Annotated in this window: 10 protein-coding genes; 4 read left to right on the plus strand and 6 right to left on the minus strand. The window is 58.1% G+C overall.

What is annotated here, in order from left to right; translation table 11 throughout:
* Positions 1 to 215: 215 nt before the first annotated feature.
* The 4 genes from JIF53_RS17815 to JIF53_RS17830 all read right to left on the minus strand — a co-directional run bounded on the left by JIF53_RS17815 (position 216) and on the right by JIF53_RS17830 (position 6,305).
* Complete coding sequence (locus JIF53_RS17815; RefSeq protein ID WP_011785685.1) at positions 216 to 881, minus strand: response regulator; 666 nt, start codon at positions 879 to 881, stop codon at positions 216 to 218.
* A gap of 39 nt (positions 882 to 920) precedes the next feature.
* The gene (gene acs, locus JIF53_RS17820) at positions 921 to 2,870 is read right to left on the minus strand and encodes an acetate--CoA ligase (protein WP_199453768.1); all 1,950 of its coding nucleotides are present in this window, start codon (positions 2,868 to 2,870) and stop codon (positions 921 to 923) included.
* A gap of 298 nt (positions 2,871 to 3,168) precedes the next feature.
* The gene (locus JIF53_RS17825) at positions 3,169 to 4,710 is read right to left on the minus strand and encodes a fatty acyl-CoA reductase (protein WP_199453770.1); all 1,542 of its coding nucleotides are present in this window, start codon (positions 4,708 to 4,710) and stop codon (positions 3,169 to 3,171) included.
* A 269-nt stretch (positions 4,711 to 4,979) separates the two neighbouring features.
* On the minus strand, positions 4,980 to 6,305 hold the full coding sequence (locus tag JIF53_RS17830) for a MinD/ParA family ATP-binding protein (protein ID WP_183581128.1): 1,326 nt from the start codon (positions 6,303 to 6,305) through the stop codon (positions 4,980 to 4,982).
* A gap of 248 nt (positions 6,306 to 6,553) precedes the next feature.
* Between JIF53_RS17830 and JIF53_RS17835 the strand changes: the two genes are divergently transcribed.
* The 4 genes from JIF53_RS17835 (at position 6,554) to JIF53_RS17850 (ending at position 12,664) form a co-directional block, all read left to right on the plus strand.
* Positions 6,554 to 8,521 (plus strand): HDOD domain-containing protein, encoded by a 1,968-nt coding sequence (locus JIF53_RS17835; protein WP_199453772.1) that lies wholly within the window; start codon positions 6,554 to 6,556, stop codon positions 8,519 to 8,521.
* Between the two features lie 24 nt (positions 8,522 to 8,545).
* Complete coding sequence (locus tag JIF53_RS17840; RefSeq protein ID WP_199453774.1) at positions 8,546 to 10,723, plus strand: putative bifunctional diguanylate cyclase/phosphodiesterase; 2,178 nt, start codon at positions 8,546 to 8,548, stop codon at positions 10,721 to 10,723.
* 235 nt (positions 10,724 to 10,958) lie between these two features.
* On the plus strand, positions 10,959 to 11,612 hold the full coding sequence (locus JIF53_RS17845; RefSeq protein ID WP_011785691.1) for a class I SAM-dependent methyltransferase: 654 nt from the start codon (positions 10,959 to 10,961) through the stop codon (positions 11,610 to 11,612).
* A gap of 44 nt (positions 11,613 to 11,656) precedes the next feature.
* Entirely contained in the window at positions 11,657 to 12,664 is a 1,008-nt protein-coding gene (locus JIF53_RS17850) for a DUF2156 domain-containing protein (protein ID WP_199453776.1), read from the plus strand.
* Here the strand turns inward: JIF53_RS17850 and murI are convergent.
* Together murI and nudC are read right to left on the minus strand one after the other, a co-directional pair.
* Entirely contained in the window at positions 12,642 to 13,487 is an 846-nt protein-coding gene (gene murI / locus JIF53_RS17855; protein WP_199453778.1) for a glutamate racemase, read from the minus strand. The genes JIF53_RS17850 and murI overlap by 23 nt on opposite strands.
* Entirely contained in the window at positions 13,480 to 14,316 is an 837-nt protein-coding gene (gene nudC / locus JIF53_RS17860; protein ID WP_228285619.1) for an NAD(+) diphosphatase, read from the minus strand. The genes murI and nudC overlap by 8 nt, the downstream gene beginning before the upstream one ends.
* Positions 14,317 to 14,399: the final 83 nt, after the last annotated feature.

Below are 14,399 nucleotides of genomic sequence, written 5' to 3' on the forward strand. Positions count from 1 at the left end.
AGCAAAGCGCACATGGGTGAGGCAAGCGATTATGAAGCAAAGCTTCATGCGCAGCAGAACGACGGCAATCTATGATTGCTGGCTGGACCCGCTTGCGGGTGCTCGTAGCGGTCTCAGGGAGGGTTTCCTCACCCGTGGCACAGCACCAAACTTGCGGGCAAAAAAAACGGGAGCCCAAAGGCTCCCGTTTTGAAACAAACTGAAAAGCTAAAACCTCAACTCCCCGAAAGCGACTGCTCCGAAGGATCCAGCTCCATCTGCTGAATGGCAATCACCGCCTGAGTCCGGTTACGAACCCCAAGCTTGCGGAACACCGCCGTGATGTGAGCTTTGATCGTCGCCTCCGAAACATCCAGATCGTAAGCGATCTGCTTGTTCAGAAGCCCCTCAGCCAGCATCCCCAACACCCGGAACTGCTGCGGTGTCAGCGACGCCAGACGCTCAGAGAAATCCGTGGTCTCAGCCTGCATCCGCTCAATCTTGTCGGCGACTCCCTCCGGCAGCCAGACATCCCCTTCCAGCACCGCCTGTATCGCCTCGGTAATGGTCGGCAAAGGTGCCGATTTGGGAATAAAGCCGGAAGCACCGTAATCAATCGAACGGCGCATCACCTGCAGATCCTCTGAACCGGACACAACCACCACCGGCAAACCCGGGTACTGGCCTCGCATGAACACCAGACCCGAAAAGCCATGGGCACCCGGCATGTTCAGATCCAGCAGGATCAGGTCCGCGTCCGGGTGCGACTCTACCGCCGCCTGCAGCGCCTTGATGCTGTCGACCTCCACCGTCTCGGCATCCGGCACCGCCTGATTGACCGCCTGTTTCAGTGCTGCCCGAAACAGCGGGTGATCATCAGCGACGATAATTGTTTGTGTCATTCAACAGATTCCTCACAAGTTAGTGCCAGCAGCGAGGCGTTACTTGAACGCCCGACTGCTGATCAGCTCATCCACTACGCCCGGATCAGCCAGAGTGGATGTATCTCCAAGCTGATCGTGCTCATTAGCGGCAATTTTACGCAAAATCCTGCGCATAATCTTGCCAGACCGGGTCTTGGGCAGTCCAGGTGCCCACTGAATCACATCCGGCGAGGCAATCGGACCGATTTCCTTGCGCACCCACTGTACCAGCTCTTTCTTGAGCTCGTCGCTGGGCTCCTCGCCCTGCACCAGGGTTACGTACACGTAGATGCCCTGCCCCTTGATGTCATGCGGGTAACCCACCACCGCAGCTTCAGCCACCTTGTCGTGGGCAACCAGCGCACTCTCAACTTCCGCAGTGCCCAGTCGATGGCCAGAGACGTTCAGAACGTCGTCCACCCGACCGGTAATCCAGTAGTAACCGTCCTCGTCCCGACGGGCACCGTCACCGGTGAAGTACATACCCTTGTAGGTGCTGAAGTAAGTCTGAACGAAACGCTCGTGATCACCGTAGATGGTGCGCATCTGGCCCGGCCAGCTGTCGAGGATCACCAGGTTGCCTTCGGTCTTGCCTTCCAGGATGTTGCCTTCGTTATCCACCAGTGCCGGCTGAACGCCGAAGAACGGCAGAGTCGCGGAACCCGGCTTCAGGTCCACCGCGCCAGGCAGCGGAGAAATCAGGATGCCGCCGGTCTCGGTCTGCCACCAGGTGTCTACGATCGGGCACTTGCTGTTACCGATAACGCGGTGATACCACTCCCAGGCTTCCGGGTTGATCGGCTCACCCACAGAGCCCAACAGTTTCAGGCTGCCGCGGGTGGTGCCGTCCATGCAGGACTCACCCTGCGCCATCAGTGCGCGGATAGCGGTCGGCGCAGTATACAGGATGTTGACCTTGTGCTTGTCGACCACCTGCCCCATACGGGAACTGTCCGGATAGTTGGGCACGCCCTCGAACAGCAGGGTGATGGCGCCGTTTGCCAGCGGGCCATAGAGAATGTAGCTGTGGCCGGTTACCCAACCGAAGTCAGCGGTACACCAGTAAACATCACCATCGTGATAGTCAAACACGTACTGGTGGGTCATGGAGGCATAGACCATGTAGCCACCGGTGGTGTGCAGAACGCCTTTTGGCGCACCGGTAGAGCCCGAGGTGTACAGCATGAACAGCGGGTCTTCCGCATTCATTGGCTCTGGCTGGCATTCGGCCAAGGCGCTCTTCATCAGGTCTTCGTAACGCAGGTCGCGCCCTTCGGTCCAGGGCACCTGATCGTTACCGGTGCGAGACACCACGATCACCTTGTCGACCTTGGCGTCGTCCTCATGCTTGAGGGCGGAATCCACGTTCTTCTTCAGCGGGATGGCACGGCCACCACGCAGACCTTCATCTGCGGTAATCACGAAACGGGATTTGCCGTTCACAATCCGTGCGGCCAGAGCTTCCGGAGAGAAGCCACCAAACACCACAGAGTGGATCGCACCAATACGTGCGCAGGCCAGCATGGCAACGGCAGTTTCAACAATCATGGGCATGTAGATGGTAACCACATCACCCTTCTTGACGCCCTGATCCTTGAGCACGTTGGCAAACTTGCAGGTCTCTTCGTAGAGCTCCCGGTAGGTGACATTCCGGGATACCGAGGGATCGTCCCCCTCAAAGATGATCGCGGTCTGATCGCCCCGCTGTTCCAGGTGACGGTCGAGGCAGTTGGCCGAGGCGTTCAGGACACCGTCCTCGAACCATTTGATGGATAAGTTATTGTAATCGTAGGTACTGTTCTTGACCTTGGTGAACGGCTTGATCCAGTCAATACGCTTGCCATGCTCGCCCCAGAAGGTATTCGGGTCCTCTACGGACTGGCGATACATTTCCTCATATTGCGATTTGCTGACCAGTGCGCGCTCGGCGACCTCCGGACTTACCGGATATACCTGCTTGTCAGTCATTGTGCTCCCCCTTGATCTGAGTCTGTTGTCATTGTCGGTTTTTAAATTCAGGGTGGTCGGGCGTTTTTCGCCCGCAAGACAGATGCCTGTAGTTCAACATGTGTGCCACCGCACAATGAATTAGACTAACGTCCTAAGATGCCCGGCAATTAGGGGCAACCTGCTCAGAAATGCAGCGATAAGGGCAGGGACGGGCCACTACCAGGTAACACTCTTAAGGATAGTTGGCCCGCAGGAAATGGCCAAAACAGAAGGAAGAATCCGGGGCAGAAACGCTTTCCTGCCCCGGAGAAGATTTTCAGGCTGCTTTTTTACGCTGGCGCGCGGTTTTCAGGCTGTACACCTTTCGTTCTTTCAGGGCATAGCGATTGAGCCCGGCCAGGTGAATCTTGCGCAGGTAGAGTTCCCAGTCAATGAGGCGGGCATCCACCGGGAACAGCCCTTTATCGACCTCACCCATCCGGTTCGCCAGCGCCATCAGCTCATCGTTGCGGAAGATATAATCCGGCGCGGTGTAGAAACCAAAAATGGTTGCCAGCGACTGGGTGGTATCCAGGTTCCTGAGCATTTTCAGGTCCCGGGAATTTCCCAGTAATTTGAGCACACGATCCGTCAGGGAGAGCGGTAAGCGAACACCACTGATCACCAAATCAAACAGCGCCCGGTTAACCGCCAGAAACGGCTTGCTGGGCTGCCGGTAGAACAGGTGATCGTAGGCAGCGTAATTGGCTTTTGATTCCGCCATGAGATGGTCGATGAACTCACCCAGGGAGATTGGATTGCCGCCCCCGCTGCAACATTGATAGATGCGTCGCCGACCGGGTTCTCCAAGAGCTTCCGCCAGGGAAAGGATGATGGAGTTGGCCACCAGGTCCACTGGAATCACATCGATGATACCGGAGCGTTTGCCCGGGAACAGGGTCACTTTTTCCCGTGCGTAAGCCAGGATGATGGCATCTGCCACCTTCACCCCCTCAATCCAGCCGGCCGCCGGCTCCTCCAGGGCACTTTCGATAATCGAAGGACGCAGAATGGTCAGGGTGCGCCCGTTTAACGCCTTCATCAGCAACTGTTCGCCCAGCCACTTGGTAAAGGTGTAGGTATCGCTCCAGCCATAGCGGTTGGCTTCCCGAATTCCCAGGTCCACCAGCTTCTTCTCCAGCACTTTGCCGGAATAACGGGCCTGAACGTCTTCAATTTTATCCTGAAGCAGGCGAACGAGCTCTTCTATCTCATAGAAGCCGTCCGGGGAACGCGGCACGGCCTCGCCTGCCGGCTTGATCACCGATTCGGTTACCTGCCCCGAGTTCATGCCATTGACATAGCAGGTGGAGACCTGCAGGACCGCAAGCTTCGGATTCAAATCCACCAGGCCGGCAATATTCCGAAGGCACAGGGTGTTGATGGCCAGCGCCTTGTCGAGCTCTTCACGGAAATTCACGCTTGCAGCGGAGTTGATCACCGCATCCAGTTCGGTGGCGAGATTGCGATAGTCTTCCTGCCCTATCCCGAAACCCGCTTCGGTCACCTCACCGGTCACGCAGTGAATGCGCTCTTCCAGAAAGGCGTCAAATGCCTCTGAATCGGCCTCGCGAAGACGGTCAAACACCGAGGACGTGGCAATTTCTTCAAGGAAACGGGAACGAGCATCCGGGTGCCGTTTATTGCCCCGGATCAGCAGGTAAATAGCGCCGATATCAGGCACCGCCCGAATCAGCTTTTCGAGGACCACCTTGCCCAGAAAGCCGGTGGTACCGGTGATCAGAACCCGCTTGCCGCGGAGCTGCCCGAGCACCTTTGATGATGAAGTGTCAGCGTGATGTACCTGCTGTATTGCCATGATAGAACTCCTTCTCTGAGATCACTAATGCCGATCTGACGCCGGCCAGTACTGTGCGGGCGGGGCACATCCCTTTCCCCGTCGTCACTGATTCCCTGTTGCAACCGCCTGTCAGAGTGCCTGCATATTGCGGGCCACGAGCCACGATATCGGTCAATTCTCACACAATGAACGTGACAGCACGGTGACAGACTGCAAAATTACGACACAAAAAACGCTAATAAAATGACAATTAAAAAGGCACATGGATCGACCCGGAAACGGCTGCCTCATGAGCCCGTTCGGTCTTTGCCCGCCAGCGCCCGCAGCAGGTCGTCCAGTGAGACATTGGCCGGTTTTTCCCGCAGGGCGCGTACCAGTTGCTCCTGCTCACCGAAACTGACCCGATCATACAGAGGGCCCTCCAGGCTGTGATGAACCGCCTGAGAGGGGGCCTGGTCACTCGGCAGTGGTGCCAACTCATCTGACAAATGCCGCAAATGACGAGCAAGACTGGCGCGATCGCGAGTCGGCAGCTTATCCCAGTTCATGGCGGCGAGACTGGTCTGAATGATCTCCACCGTGTCGGCATCGGGACTGCGCCCCAACAGTGCAAACAGCCGGGTAAATGCTTCATATCTGAGCATGACATCGTCGGGTACCGATATCATGGCCTTTTCTAATTGCGCGATCAGATCCAGACAATGCTGCCGGCGGCTTTTATCCGCCCCGCTGTTCTGACCATTACCTGCGTCCGCCTCAGTGGCGCGTTTGGCGGCCCGGTACCAATAAGCGGCGATCCCCGCCTTTCTTGGGGGCAGTCGGCCAACATGAACGTTCAGCATCTCCGCCAGGGAGTGAAACTGCCGACAGGAGGGGTCCGAAGCCGGCAGCACCGTCACCGGCATCTGGTCCAGCACTGACTGACGCAGAGTTTCATCACGCCATAGCCCGCCCAGATAATGCAGCGACCATTGCAGATGGCGCTGACAGGCACCATTAAAACGCTGAAACACAGAGCGCGCCTGACTGGCCCCCTGCGCCATATTAACGATCACTGCCGGAGTCCGGCGGTAGCCGCGGCGTTTGAGTACCTTCATCAGAGAAAAAGCGTCGGTTAGTGAGGCCGGATCAGGCGTGACAACCAGACAGGCCAGTTCGGCAGCAGCAATCATATGCAAGCCCACCGACTGTAAACCCGACGCCGTATCAATAATAACGGTGTCGTAGCGGTTCTCAAGCTCATGCAGGGCCCGCAGAACGGCCAGACCGCCCTGCTCCGACATCTCCATACAGCTCTGCACACCGGATGCACCGGGGATCAGATCCAGCCCGCCGTATGTGGTCATGATAATATCCTGCATGGCGCATCGCCCCGCCACCACATCGGCAAGCGTGCGCTGAGGGTAGGCACCTACCATAATGCTGACGTTAGCAAGGTCGGTATCGCCATCCAGCAGAAGCACCTTCTGACCCTGCTCGGACAGGGCAATGGCCAGGTTCAGCGCCACCGTGGTCTTGCCAACACCGCCCTTTCCGCCCGTAATGGCGATGGTTCGGGTCTGGCGCGATTTTTGCGCTGGGTTCTGGCTTTGTGTCTGCTTGGGGACTTCCATGAAAAACAGCCTGGACGCTTAAACTTGTCACTATAAGCGACATTTTAACCTGTAAAAAGGGTACACATATCACAGACCGGATGATAGATTGCTTAAAAAAGCACCAATAAGTATTTAATAGTGACGGATTATTGTCTAAGCTCAGGGACCAACAAGAAGAATGAACACCCTGTCATATTATTTCAATACAGAACAGGGAAGCTTGCGCACGGCCATTAGCGGACCGCGCAGGACCAAAGGGGCGTGCCATGACTACAGCGACGGATATTGCGTCAGATCTACAGCTGCCGAGCCTTCCGGAGGTTATCCTGCGCGCTCTGGACGCCTGCCATTCCGGTCAAAGCTATCGCGAAATCAGTCGTATCGTTTCTGCCGACACCGCCCTCGTTACCCGGTTACTCGCCCTCACCAGTTCCGCGCTATACCATCGGGGAGCTCCCAGCCATTCTGTTGAACAGGCCTTGTTGAGACTGGGGACCCGAAAATTCCAGACGCTGCTACTGACGTCCGCGCTGCGACAGCTGATGTTTGAACTTGGAGGCGACGAGTGGCAACAACTGAGGGACTTCTGGCGGCACTCCCTGACCACCGCACTGACGGCCAAGACGCTGGCTACGCTGACCCGCTACCCGGAACCGGAAGAAGCCTTTCTTCTGGGGATGATGCATAACATTGGCGAGCTCATTGCGATCAAAACACCTTGCCCCGAACGCAAGCAACAGATACTGAACCAGCAGAACGACATCGCCGCCGGGCTTGTGTCCTCCTGGGGGCTGGGCACAATGGCTGTCGATGCCATGCGCTATCAACAGGCCCTGCCAGGACAACTGAGGGATGCCGGGCACCTGGTCAAGGTGGTCAGTCTCTCTACCCGGCTCGCTCTGTCTGATGCCGTAGGCGTAGGGGCAGCGGCCACCATCTTCGGATTGCAGGAAGATCTGACCCGTGAGATCAACAAGAAGATCGGCGAAGAGGTTGCCAGCGTGGCCGCATCCCTAGGTATCCCTCTGGATACTGACTACGATGCCCGCGAGGCCAGACGTCAGCTGAACCAGCGGCTGCTGGAACACACCATGGTGCGAACCGCGCTGGCGTTGCCAGCCTCTGGCCCGGAAAACCTCTCCACACTGGTGTCGGAAGCCGCCAGCAGCCTGGCACTGATCACCGGTCTGCCCGTGCTCTGCTTCAGCCGGGAGGGTGAGGATCTTACGCTGCGTTCAGGCACCTGCCGGCAACTGCCCGAGATGTCTGTTAATCCAGCCTACGGCGACAGTGCGCTAACCACTGCTCTGAGAACCGGCACCACCACAACCATGGATCAGGCCGAACCCACCGTGCTTGATCAACAGCTGTGCTCCCTGCTGGCCGCACCCTCACTGCTGGCGCTCCCCGTTGCCACCGGGGACAGTGTGTTCGTGATTGGCATTGACGACCAGACAGTGGCGGGTGCGCGCAACCTCGGAGAGTTGTTCACCCGGGAACTCTCGGCGGTTCTCAAGCTGTCATCTGCCGATCGCCTTGGCTCGGACCAGCAAATGGTGAACGACCGTCTGCGCCGACAGGTACATGAGGTCAGTAACCCGCTCACCATTATCCGCCAGTACCTGTTCCAGCTGCGCAGCAGGCTCGAGGATCCAGATGTTCAGGATGAGCTGAATATCATTCAGGAAGAACTAGAGCGTGCCGGCAACCTGTTGTTGCAGATCAGCCAGCACGCGGCCGAAGCAACAGGCTCCGACACCGATCTGAACGAAGAACTGACCGGTCTGGGCAGAATCCTTCGGGATAGCCTGTTCCATGACGATCACCGGGAGCTTCACCTGCACCTCTGCAAAGCGGACACTCAAGTACAGGCAGCCCCCTCTGCGGTCCGCCAGATCGTCCTTAATCTGGTCAGAAACGCAGTTGAGGGCTTTGGAGAGCGGCCCGGAACCGTCACGCTGAAAACCACGGCACCCCTGTTTCAGAACCGGCGACGCTGGGTTGAGTTGCAGGTCACCGATAACGGTCCCGGCATTCCGGAGCCATTGCAACGCCGACTGTTTGAACCGGTCAACAGCACCAAGGGAGATGGCCATAGCGGCCTGGGGCTGAGCATTGTTAAACAACTGATTGATGACATGGAGGGCATCATTGCTTGCCACACCGGCCAGGAGGGCACGGCCTTCCGGATACTGCTGCCGGCGGCAAGTCATAACGATAACGACACCGACTGACGACGAAACCACGGACACACAGCCATGGCAAGCGAACAGACCACAGAGTCCTCCAGCCTTTCACGACGCCCCAGTATCCTGGTGGCAGACGACGAGCCACGCCTGCTCAAAACCCTGGCCGACCTCCTCCGGAGCCGGGGTTTTGAGGTGTCAGAAGCCCACGGTGGGCGACAGGCCTGTGAACAACTTCACCGGCAAGCCTTTGATCTGGCCCTGCTGGATTTGAACATGCCAGAGTTGGACGGTTTCCAGGTAATGGCAGAAACCGGCCGGCTGCAGCCGGATTGCGGTGTCGTTGTGGTCAGCGGAGAGTCGTCTTTCAGCACCGTCAGTCGGGCCCTGCGCCGAGGCGCACTGGATTACATCCGTAAACCCTTTGACCCGGAAGAATTGCTGGCGACTGTGGAAGGGGTTCTGGGCAAGCAGTCGCTTATTCGTGCCCATGAGATGGTTCAGTCCCGGCTGGAGAAATCCGAGGCCCTGCACCGCTATATCGTCAACAGCTCGCCGGACATCGTGTTTATGCTCGATGAAACCGGGCATATCTGCTTCATCAACAACAAGGTCGAAAGCCTGCTCGGCTATCAGCCCTCAGAGCTCTGCGGGCAGCATTTCCGCCATCTACTGGATGACCGGGACGTGGCCCGTGGCACCTATGCTCTGCAGGGCCCTAATATCTCTGCCGATAATCCCCGGGTGCTGGAGGTCCGCCTGAAAACCCGGGGCAGCCGCAAGGCCACCCGGCATTTCGAGATCACCGCCTTTCCGGTAGACCCGCAAACCTGGCCCCAGACCGGCAAAACCCAGGGCGGCTGCACCGGTCAGCCTGCGCGGTATTATGGTATCGCCCGCGATGTCACCGAGCGTAAGGAGGCCGAGGCCTTCATCAATTTCCAGGCTTACCACGACCTGCTGACCCGGCTGCCGAACCGGGCTCTGTTCAAAGACCGGCTTGAACTGGCCATCACCCACGCGCGGCGCAGCCAGCAGAAACTGGCCGTGATGTTTCTGGACCTGGACCGCTTCAAGGTGGTTAACGACACGCTCGGACACGCCATGGGAGATCGCCTGTTGCAGGCGGTCACGCATCGACTGGAAAAGTGCCTGCGCCGCGGAGACACCTTGTCCCGATTCGGGGGCGATGAATTCACCCTGTTATTGCCGAGCATTCACGGCCATGACGACGCAAGGAACATTGCCCGTAAACTGATCCACGCTCTGAAAGCGCCGTTCCAACTGGGGGACCACGAGGTCTTTGTGGGGGTCAGCATCGGGATTTCAGTGTTCCCGGAAGCCGGCGAGACCATGGATCTGCTGATACAGAACGCCGATATTGCCATGTACCACGTGAAAGCGCGGGGTAAGGATGGCTATCGCTTCTATTCCGACAGCATGAGCCTCAACACCGCCAACCGGCTGAGCCTGGAGCGGGATCTTCGCCTGGCACTGGAACGCAACGAGCTCCGGGTGTTTTACCAGCCTCAGGTATGCTCCCGTTCGAACCGGGTGGTGGGCCTGGAGGCCCTGGTGCGCTGGCAGCACCCGGAACGGGGACTGCTCTACCCCGGGGATTTCCTGCCCCTGGCAGAAGAAACCCGGCTGGTTGGCAAACTCAGTGAACAGGTTATCGATCAGGCCTGCCGCGACGTGGGCCGCTGGATCAGCAGTGGACATTCCGACCTGCGCCTGGCGGTTAACCTCTCCCCCAGCCAGGTGGAGCACCCCAGATTCGTCGAAACCCTGATGAACCGGGTGGCCGCCCACAACTTCCCCGCCGATAACCTGGAAATCGAGATCACAGAAAACGTGATCATGAATGATCTCGAGCAGATCAGCCGCAAGCTCAAGGAATTGGCCGCCACCGGCGTACGGATCGCCATTGACGATTTCGGTACCGGCTATTCCTCGCTCAATTACCTGCACCGCCTGCCGATTCACACTCTGAAAGTGGATCAGTCCTTTGTTAAAGCCATACGCAGCGGGGAAGACGGAGCCTGCATCGTCAACGCCATTGTCGCCATGGCTCACGGCCTGAAACTTGAGATTGTGGCCGAAGGTGTGGAAACCGACGACCAGCTCGCCTACCTGAAAAGCCTCGGCTGCCACCAGGTTCAGGGCTTCTTCTATGGCCCGGCCCGGCCCGCCGCCGACATCACCCGGTTGCTGGCCAAAGATGGGCTGGCCTTCGCACATACCGGCTAAAACGATTATTGATTGTCTGACACTCTGATTCGAAACATTGACCCGGTTTGCAAAGTGTATCCTAACGTTACTTTGTGTATCCGGAAATGCGCAGTACTGCACATCTTTCAACCCACCCCTTCTCTAAGCTCGGTTTATCAGTAACCGATCACCGGAATGTCCGACAGGCTGTCGGAGCAACAATCACAATAACGGTGGCGGATAACCAGGGAACAAGAAGAAGGCAGCAGTCATCATGCGCGACAAGTACAAGTATATTGGCCCCGTCTACGATTTTCTCAGCAACCTCTACAGTGGCAAGAACATCCATCGCTGCAAGACCGCCATGCTGGATGTGGAAACGGTAAAACCCGGCGACCGCATTCTCTTTGCCGGTGTCGGCCACGGCCGGGACGCTATCCGGGCCGCAGAGCTGGGCGCCGAGGTAACCGTGGTCGATCTGTCCGAGACCATGCTGCGCAAATTCGCCGATGCCCAACATAAGGAAGCGCCTCATCTGACCATTCGCCGCATCCACAGCGACATCATGAAGGTGGATGAGTTCGAGCAGTACGACATGGTGGTCGCCAACTTCTTCCTCAACGTGTTTGACGAAGACATGATGGTTAAAGTGTTGGAGCACCTGATTCGCCTGGGCAAGGCCGATGCCAGAGTGGTTGTCGGAGACTTCTGCTACCCGACGGGCAACATCCTGTCCCGCATGTTCAAGAAACTCTACTGGTACATGGCGGTGTTCATTTTCTGGCTGTTTGCCAACAACGCCTTCCACAAGATCTACAACTACCCCGAGCACATGCAGCGCCTGGGCCTGCAGGTAACCGAGAAGAAGCACTTCAAGCTTCTGAACATGGACTGCTACTGGTCCATCCTCGGCCGAAAACAGGCCTGAACCCCTGACACCAAAAATAACAACAGGTTATCGGGAGCGTCATCATGTCAGACCAGATTCTTGCACTGGACCGTACCCACGGACTCACCGACGGACAGTTTACGTTTTCAGAGCGGGTGAACTACCTCAAGCAGTTCGGCGTGCACTCACAATCCTTCTCGACTCTGCAGCCGGGCATGCAGTACTTCGATGTTGAGGGGATGGGCTACGTGGCCTACATGCGCAAATGGGGCGGCACCTTTGTGCTGTCAGACCCGGTTTGCGCACCCGAGAACTTCCCGGTGATTCTGGAACGTTTTCACCAGAAGTTCCCGAATGCCTGCTACATCCAGGTCTCCAAACCGGTGGTGGATTTCCTGCATTTACGCTTCGGGCTCTACGGCACCCAGTTTGGCAGCGAATCCCGCATCGATCTGCGCAAATGGTCCCTCAGCGGCAAGAAAAAGCAGATTCTGAGAACCGCCCTGAACCAGGCCGAAAAGAACGGGATCACCGTGAAAGAGCGCTTCAGTGATGACCACACGCGGGAAATCTCGGAAGCCTGGATTCGCACCCGAAAATGCAAGAGCAACGAAATCCGTTTCCTGATTCGCCCGATGGAAATGGATTATCGGGAAAACGAACGGCATTTCTACGCCTATCAGGATGGCAAAGCCGTCGGCTTTATCTACTTCGACCCGATCTATCGCAACAACGAAATCATCAGTTATGTGCCCAACATCTCCCGGGCCAACGCGGATTTCCGGCAGGGCATTTTCTATACCCTGATGGCCCACGCCATGGACGTATTCAAGGCCGAGGGTGTGCCGTTTCTGGACCTGGGCCTGATACCTCTGTCCCTGGACAAAGCCACGGAGCACCAGGAAAGCCGGCTGCTCAAGAAGATGCTCCACGGCATCTATGAGAAAGGAAACTTCCTGTATAACTTCAAGGGGCTGGAGTTCACCAAATCACGCTTCCGCGGCGATGGCTTCAAGACCTACTGCTGCCACAAGCGGGCTATTCCGGCTCTGGAATTCCTCGCCATGTTCAAACTGACCCGGTTACTGTAACGCCGGGCCAGTGGCCGGCCACCAGCCCCACCGGGATGCCCATTTCCGACATGAACGGGCCCAGGTCTTCCGGCGCATCACCGGAAAAGCAGGCACTGATCACCACCGGCCCGGAGTGGTCCGGTGGCGTCTGCGCACCGGCCAACTGCCCCGCCTGATCGAGCCACCAGGCCACGCGGCGGGCAATCGCCTCGCCAGACTCCACCCAGTGCATCACCTCCGGTAACGCCTTGCGCAACCAGGGCAACAGTAACGGGTAATGGGTGCAACCCAGAACCACCGTGTCGACACCGGCATCCCGCAGCGGCGCCATGGCCTCATCCACCTCCACCTGATCCGGCGCAGAGCCGCCGACCAATTCCTCTGCCCAGCGCACCAGGGCCGGATGACCAAGGCGGACCACCTCGCAATCCCGGGCAAACTCCTGAATCAGATCATCCAGATACGGGCGTTTGACGGTCGCCGGTGTCGCCAAAAGGCCAATGCGGCGATTGGTGGAGCAGGCCGCCGCCGGTTTGACCGCCGGCACCACCCCGACCACCGGCACAGCAATAGTGGCCCTGAGCTCGGGCAAGACAACGGTACTGGCGGTATTACAGGCCACCACCACCACATCGCACGGAAACTCAGCCAGACATTGCCGTATAAGCGCGCAACAGCGCTCGATCACCACCTGTTCGGGCTTGTCGCCATAGGGAAAGCCGGCATTATCTGCCAGGTAAACCAGCTCCACACCGGGCAACGTCTGGTGAATACAGGCGGCGACACTCAGGCCACCGACCCCGGAATCAAACACCAGCACCCTCGGGCGACGGTCAGTCATGGTGGCTACCACCATTACCGGCAGCAATCTCTGCTTTCAGGGCATTGATCAATCGCCCTGCTATGGTGGTTTCTGGCGGAACCGGAGGATGTTCATCCACCGTAAACCAGCCAGCATGCGCCAGTTCGTCTTCCTGCAACCGCAATTCGCCGCTCTCGTAGTCGGCAAAGAAGCCCAGCATCAACTGATGAGGAAATGGCCAGGGCTGCGAGCCCTGGTAGCGGATATTGGTCACCGCCAAACCGGTTTCCTCCATCACCTCCCGGGCTACCGCCTGCTCCAGATTCTCGCCCGGCTCGACAAAACCGGCGATCAGACTGTAGAAGTTACGGGTAACCCGCGCGGATTTTGCCAGCAGGAGGCGGTCGTCCCGGCGAATGACGGTAATGATGCAAGGGGCAATGCGCGGGTACCAGGGGATGCCGCACCGGTTGCACCAGCGTGCCCGTTCGCGGGGATGGGGTCCGGTTTTCTCTCCACAGCGGCCGCAGTAACGATGGTCCTGCCACCACTGCCAGACCTGATAACCTGTGCTGAGCAGATCCGCCGGCGCCTCGGGCGTAACCAGCATGGCCTCACGCAGGGATAGAGTCTGCATGCCCGGCACACCCGTGTCCGGCAGCATGGTGACATACAGAGGGCGCCCCTCCCAGGTGCCCAGGGACAGCGCCTCCGGTCGGCTTCCACCCATTTCCGGGCCACCCCAGCGAAGGAACCAGCCATCAGCCGGCTTCAGGATACTGTTGCCTGAGAACGCCAGCAGCAGATCGCCCTGCTTCGGCAAAGCCTCACTCCACCCGGGTGTCCACTGTGCCTTGTTGTCTGCCATGCCCTGCCTTTCCTGCTACCTGAATGCCAGTTCCGAAATGTACCACATCACATTCATCACCAAGAATTGGTGCGCGACTTTCC

The organism is Marinobacter sp. bablab_jr008, assembly GCF_016464145.1.
Lineage (GTDB): Bacteria > Pseudomonadota > Gammaproteobacteria > Pseudomonadales > Oleiphilaceae > Marinobacter > Marinobacter nauticus.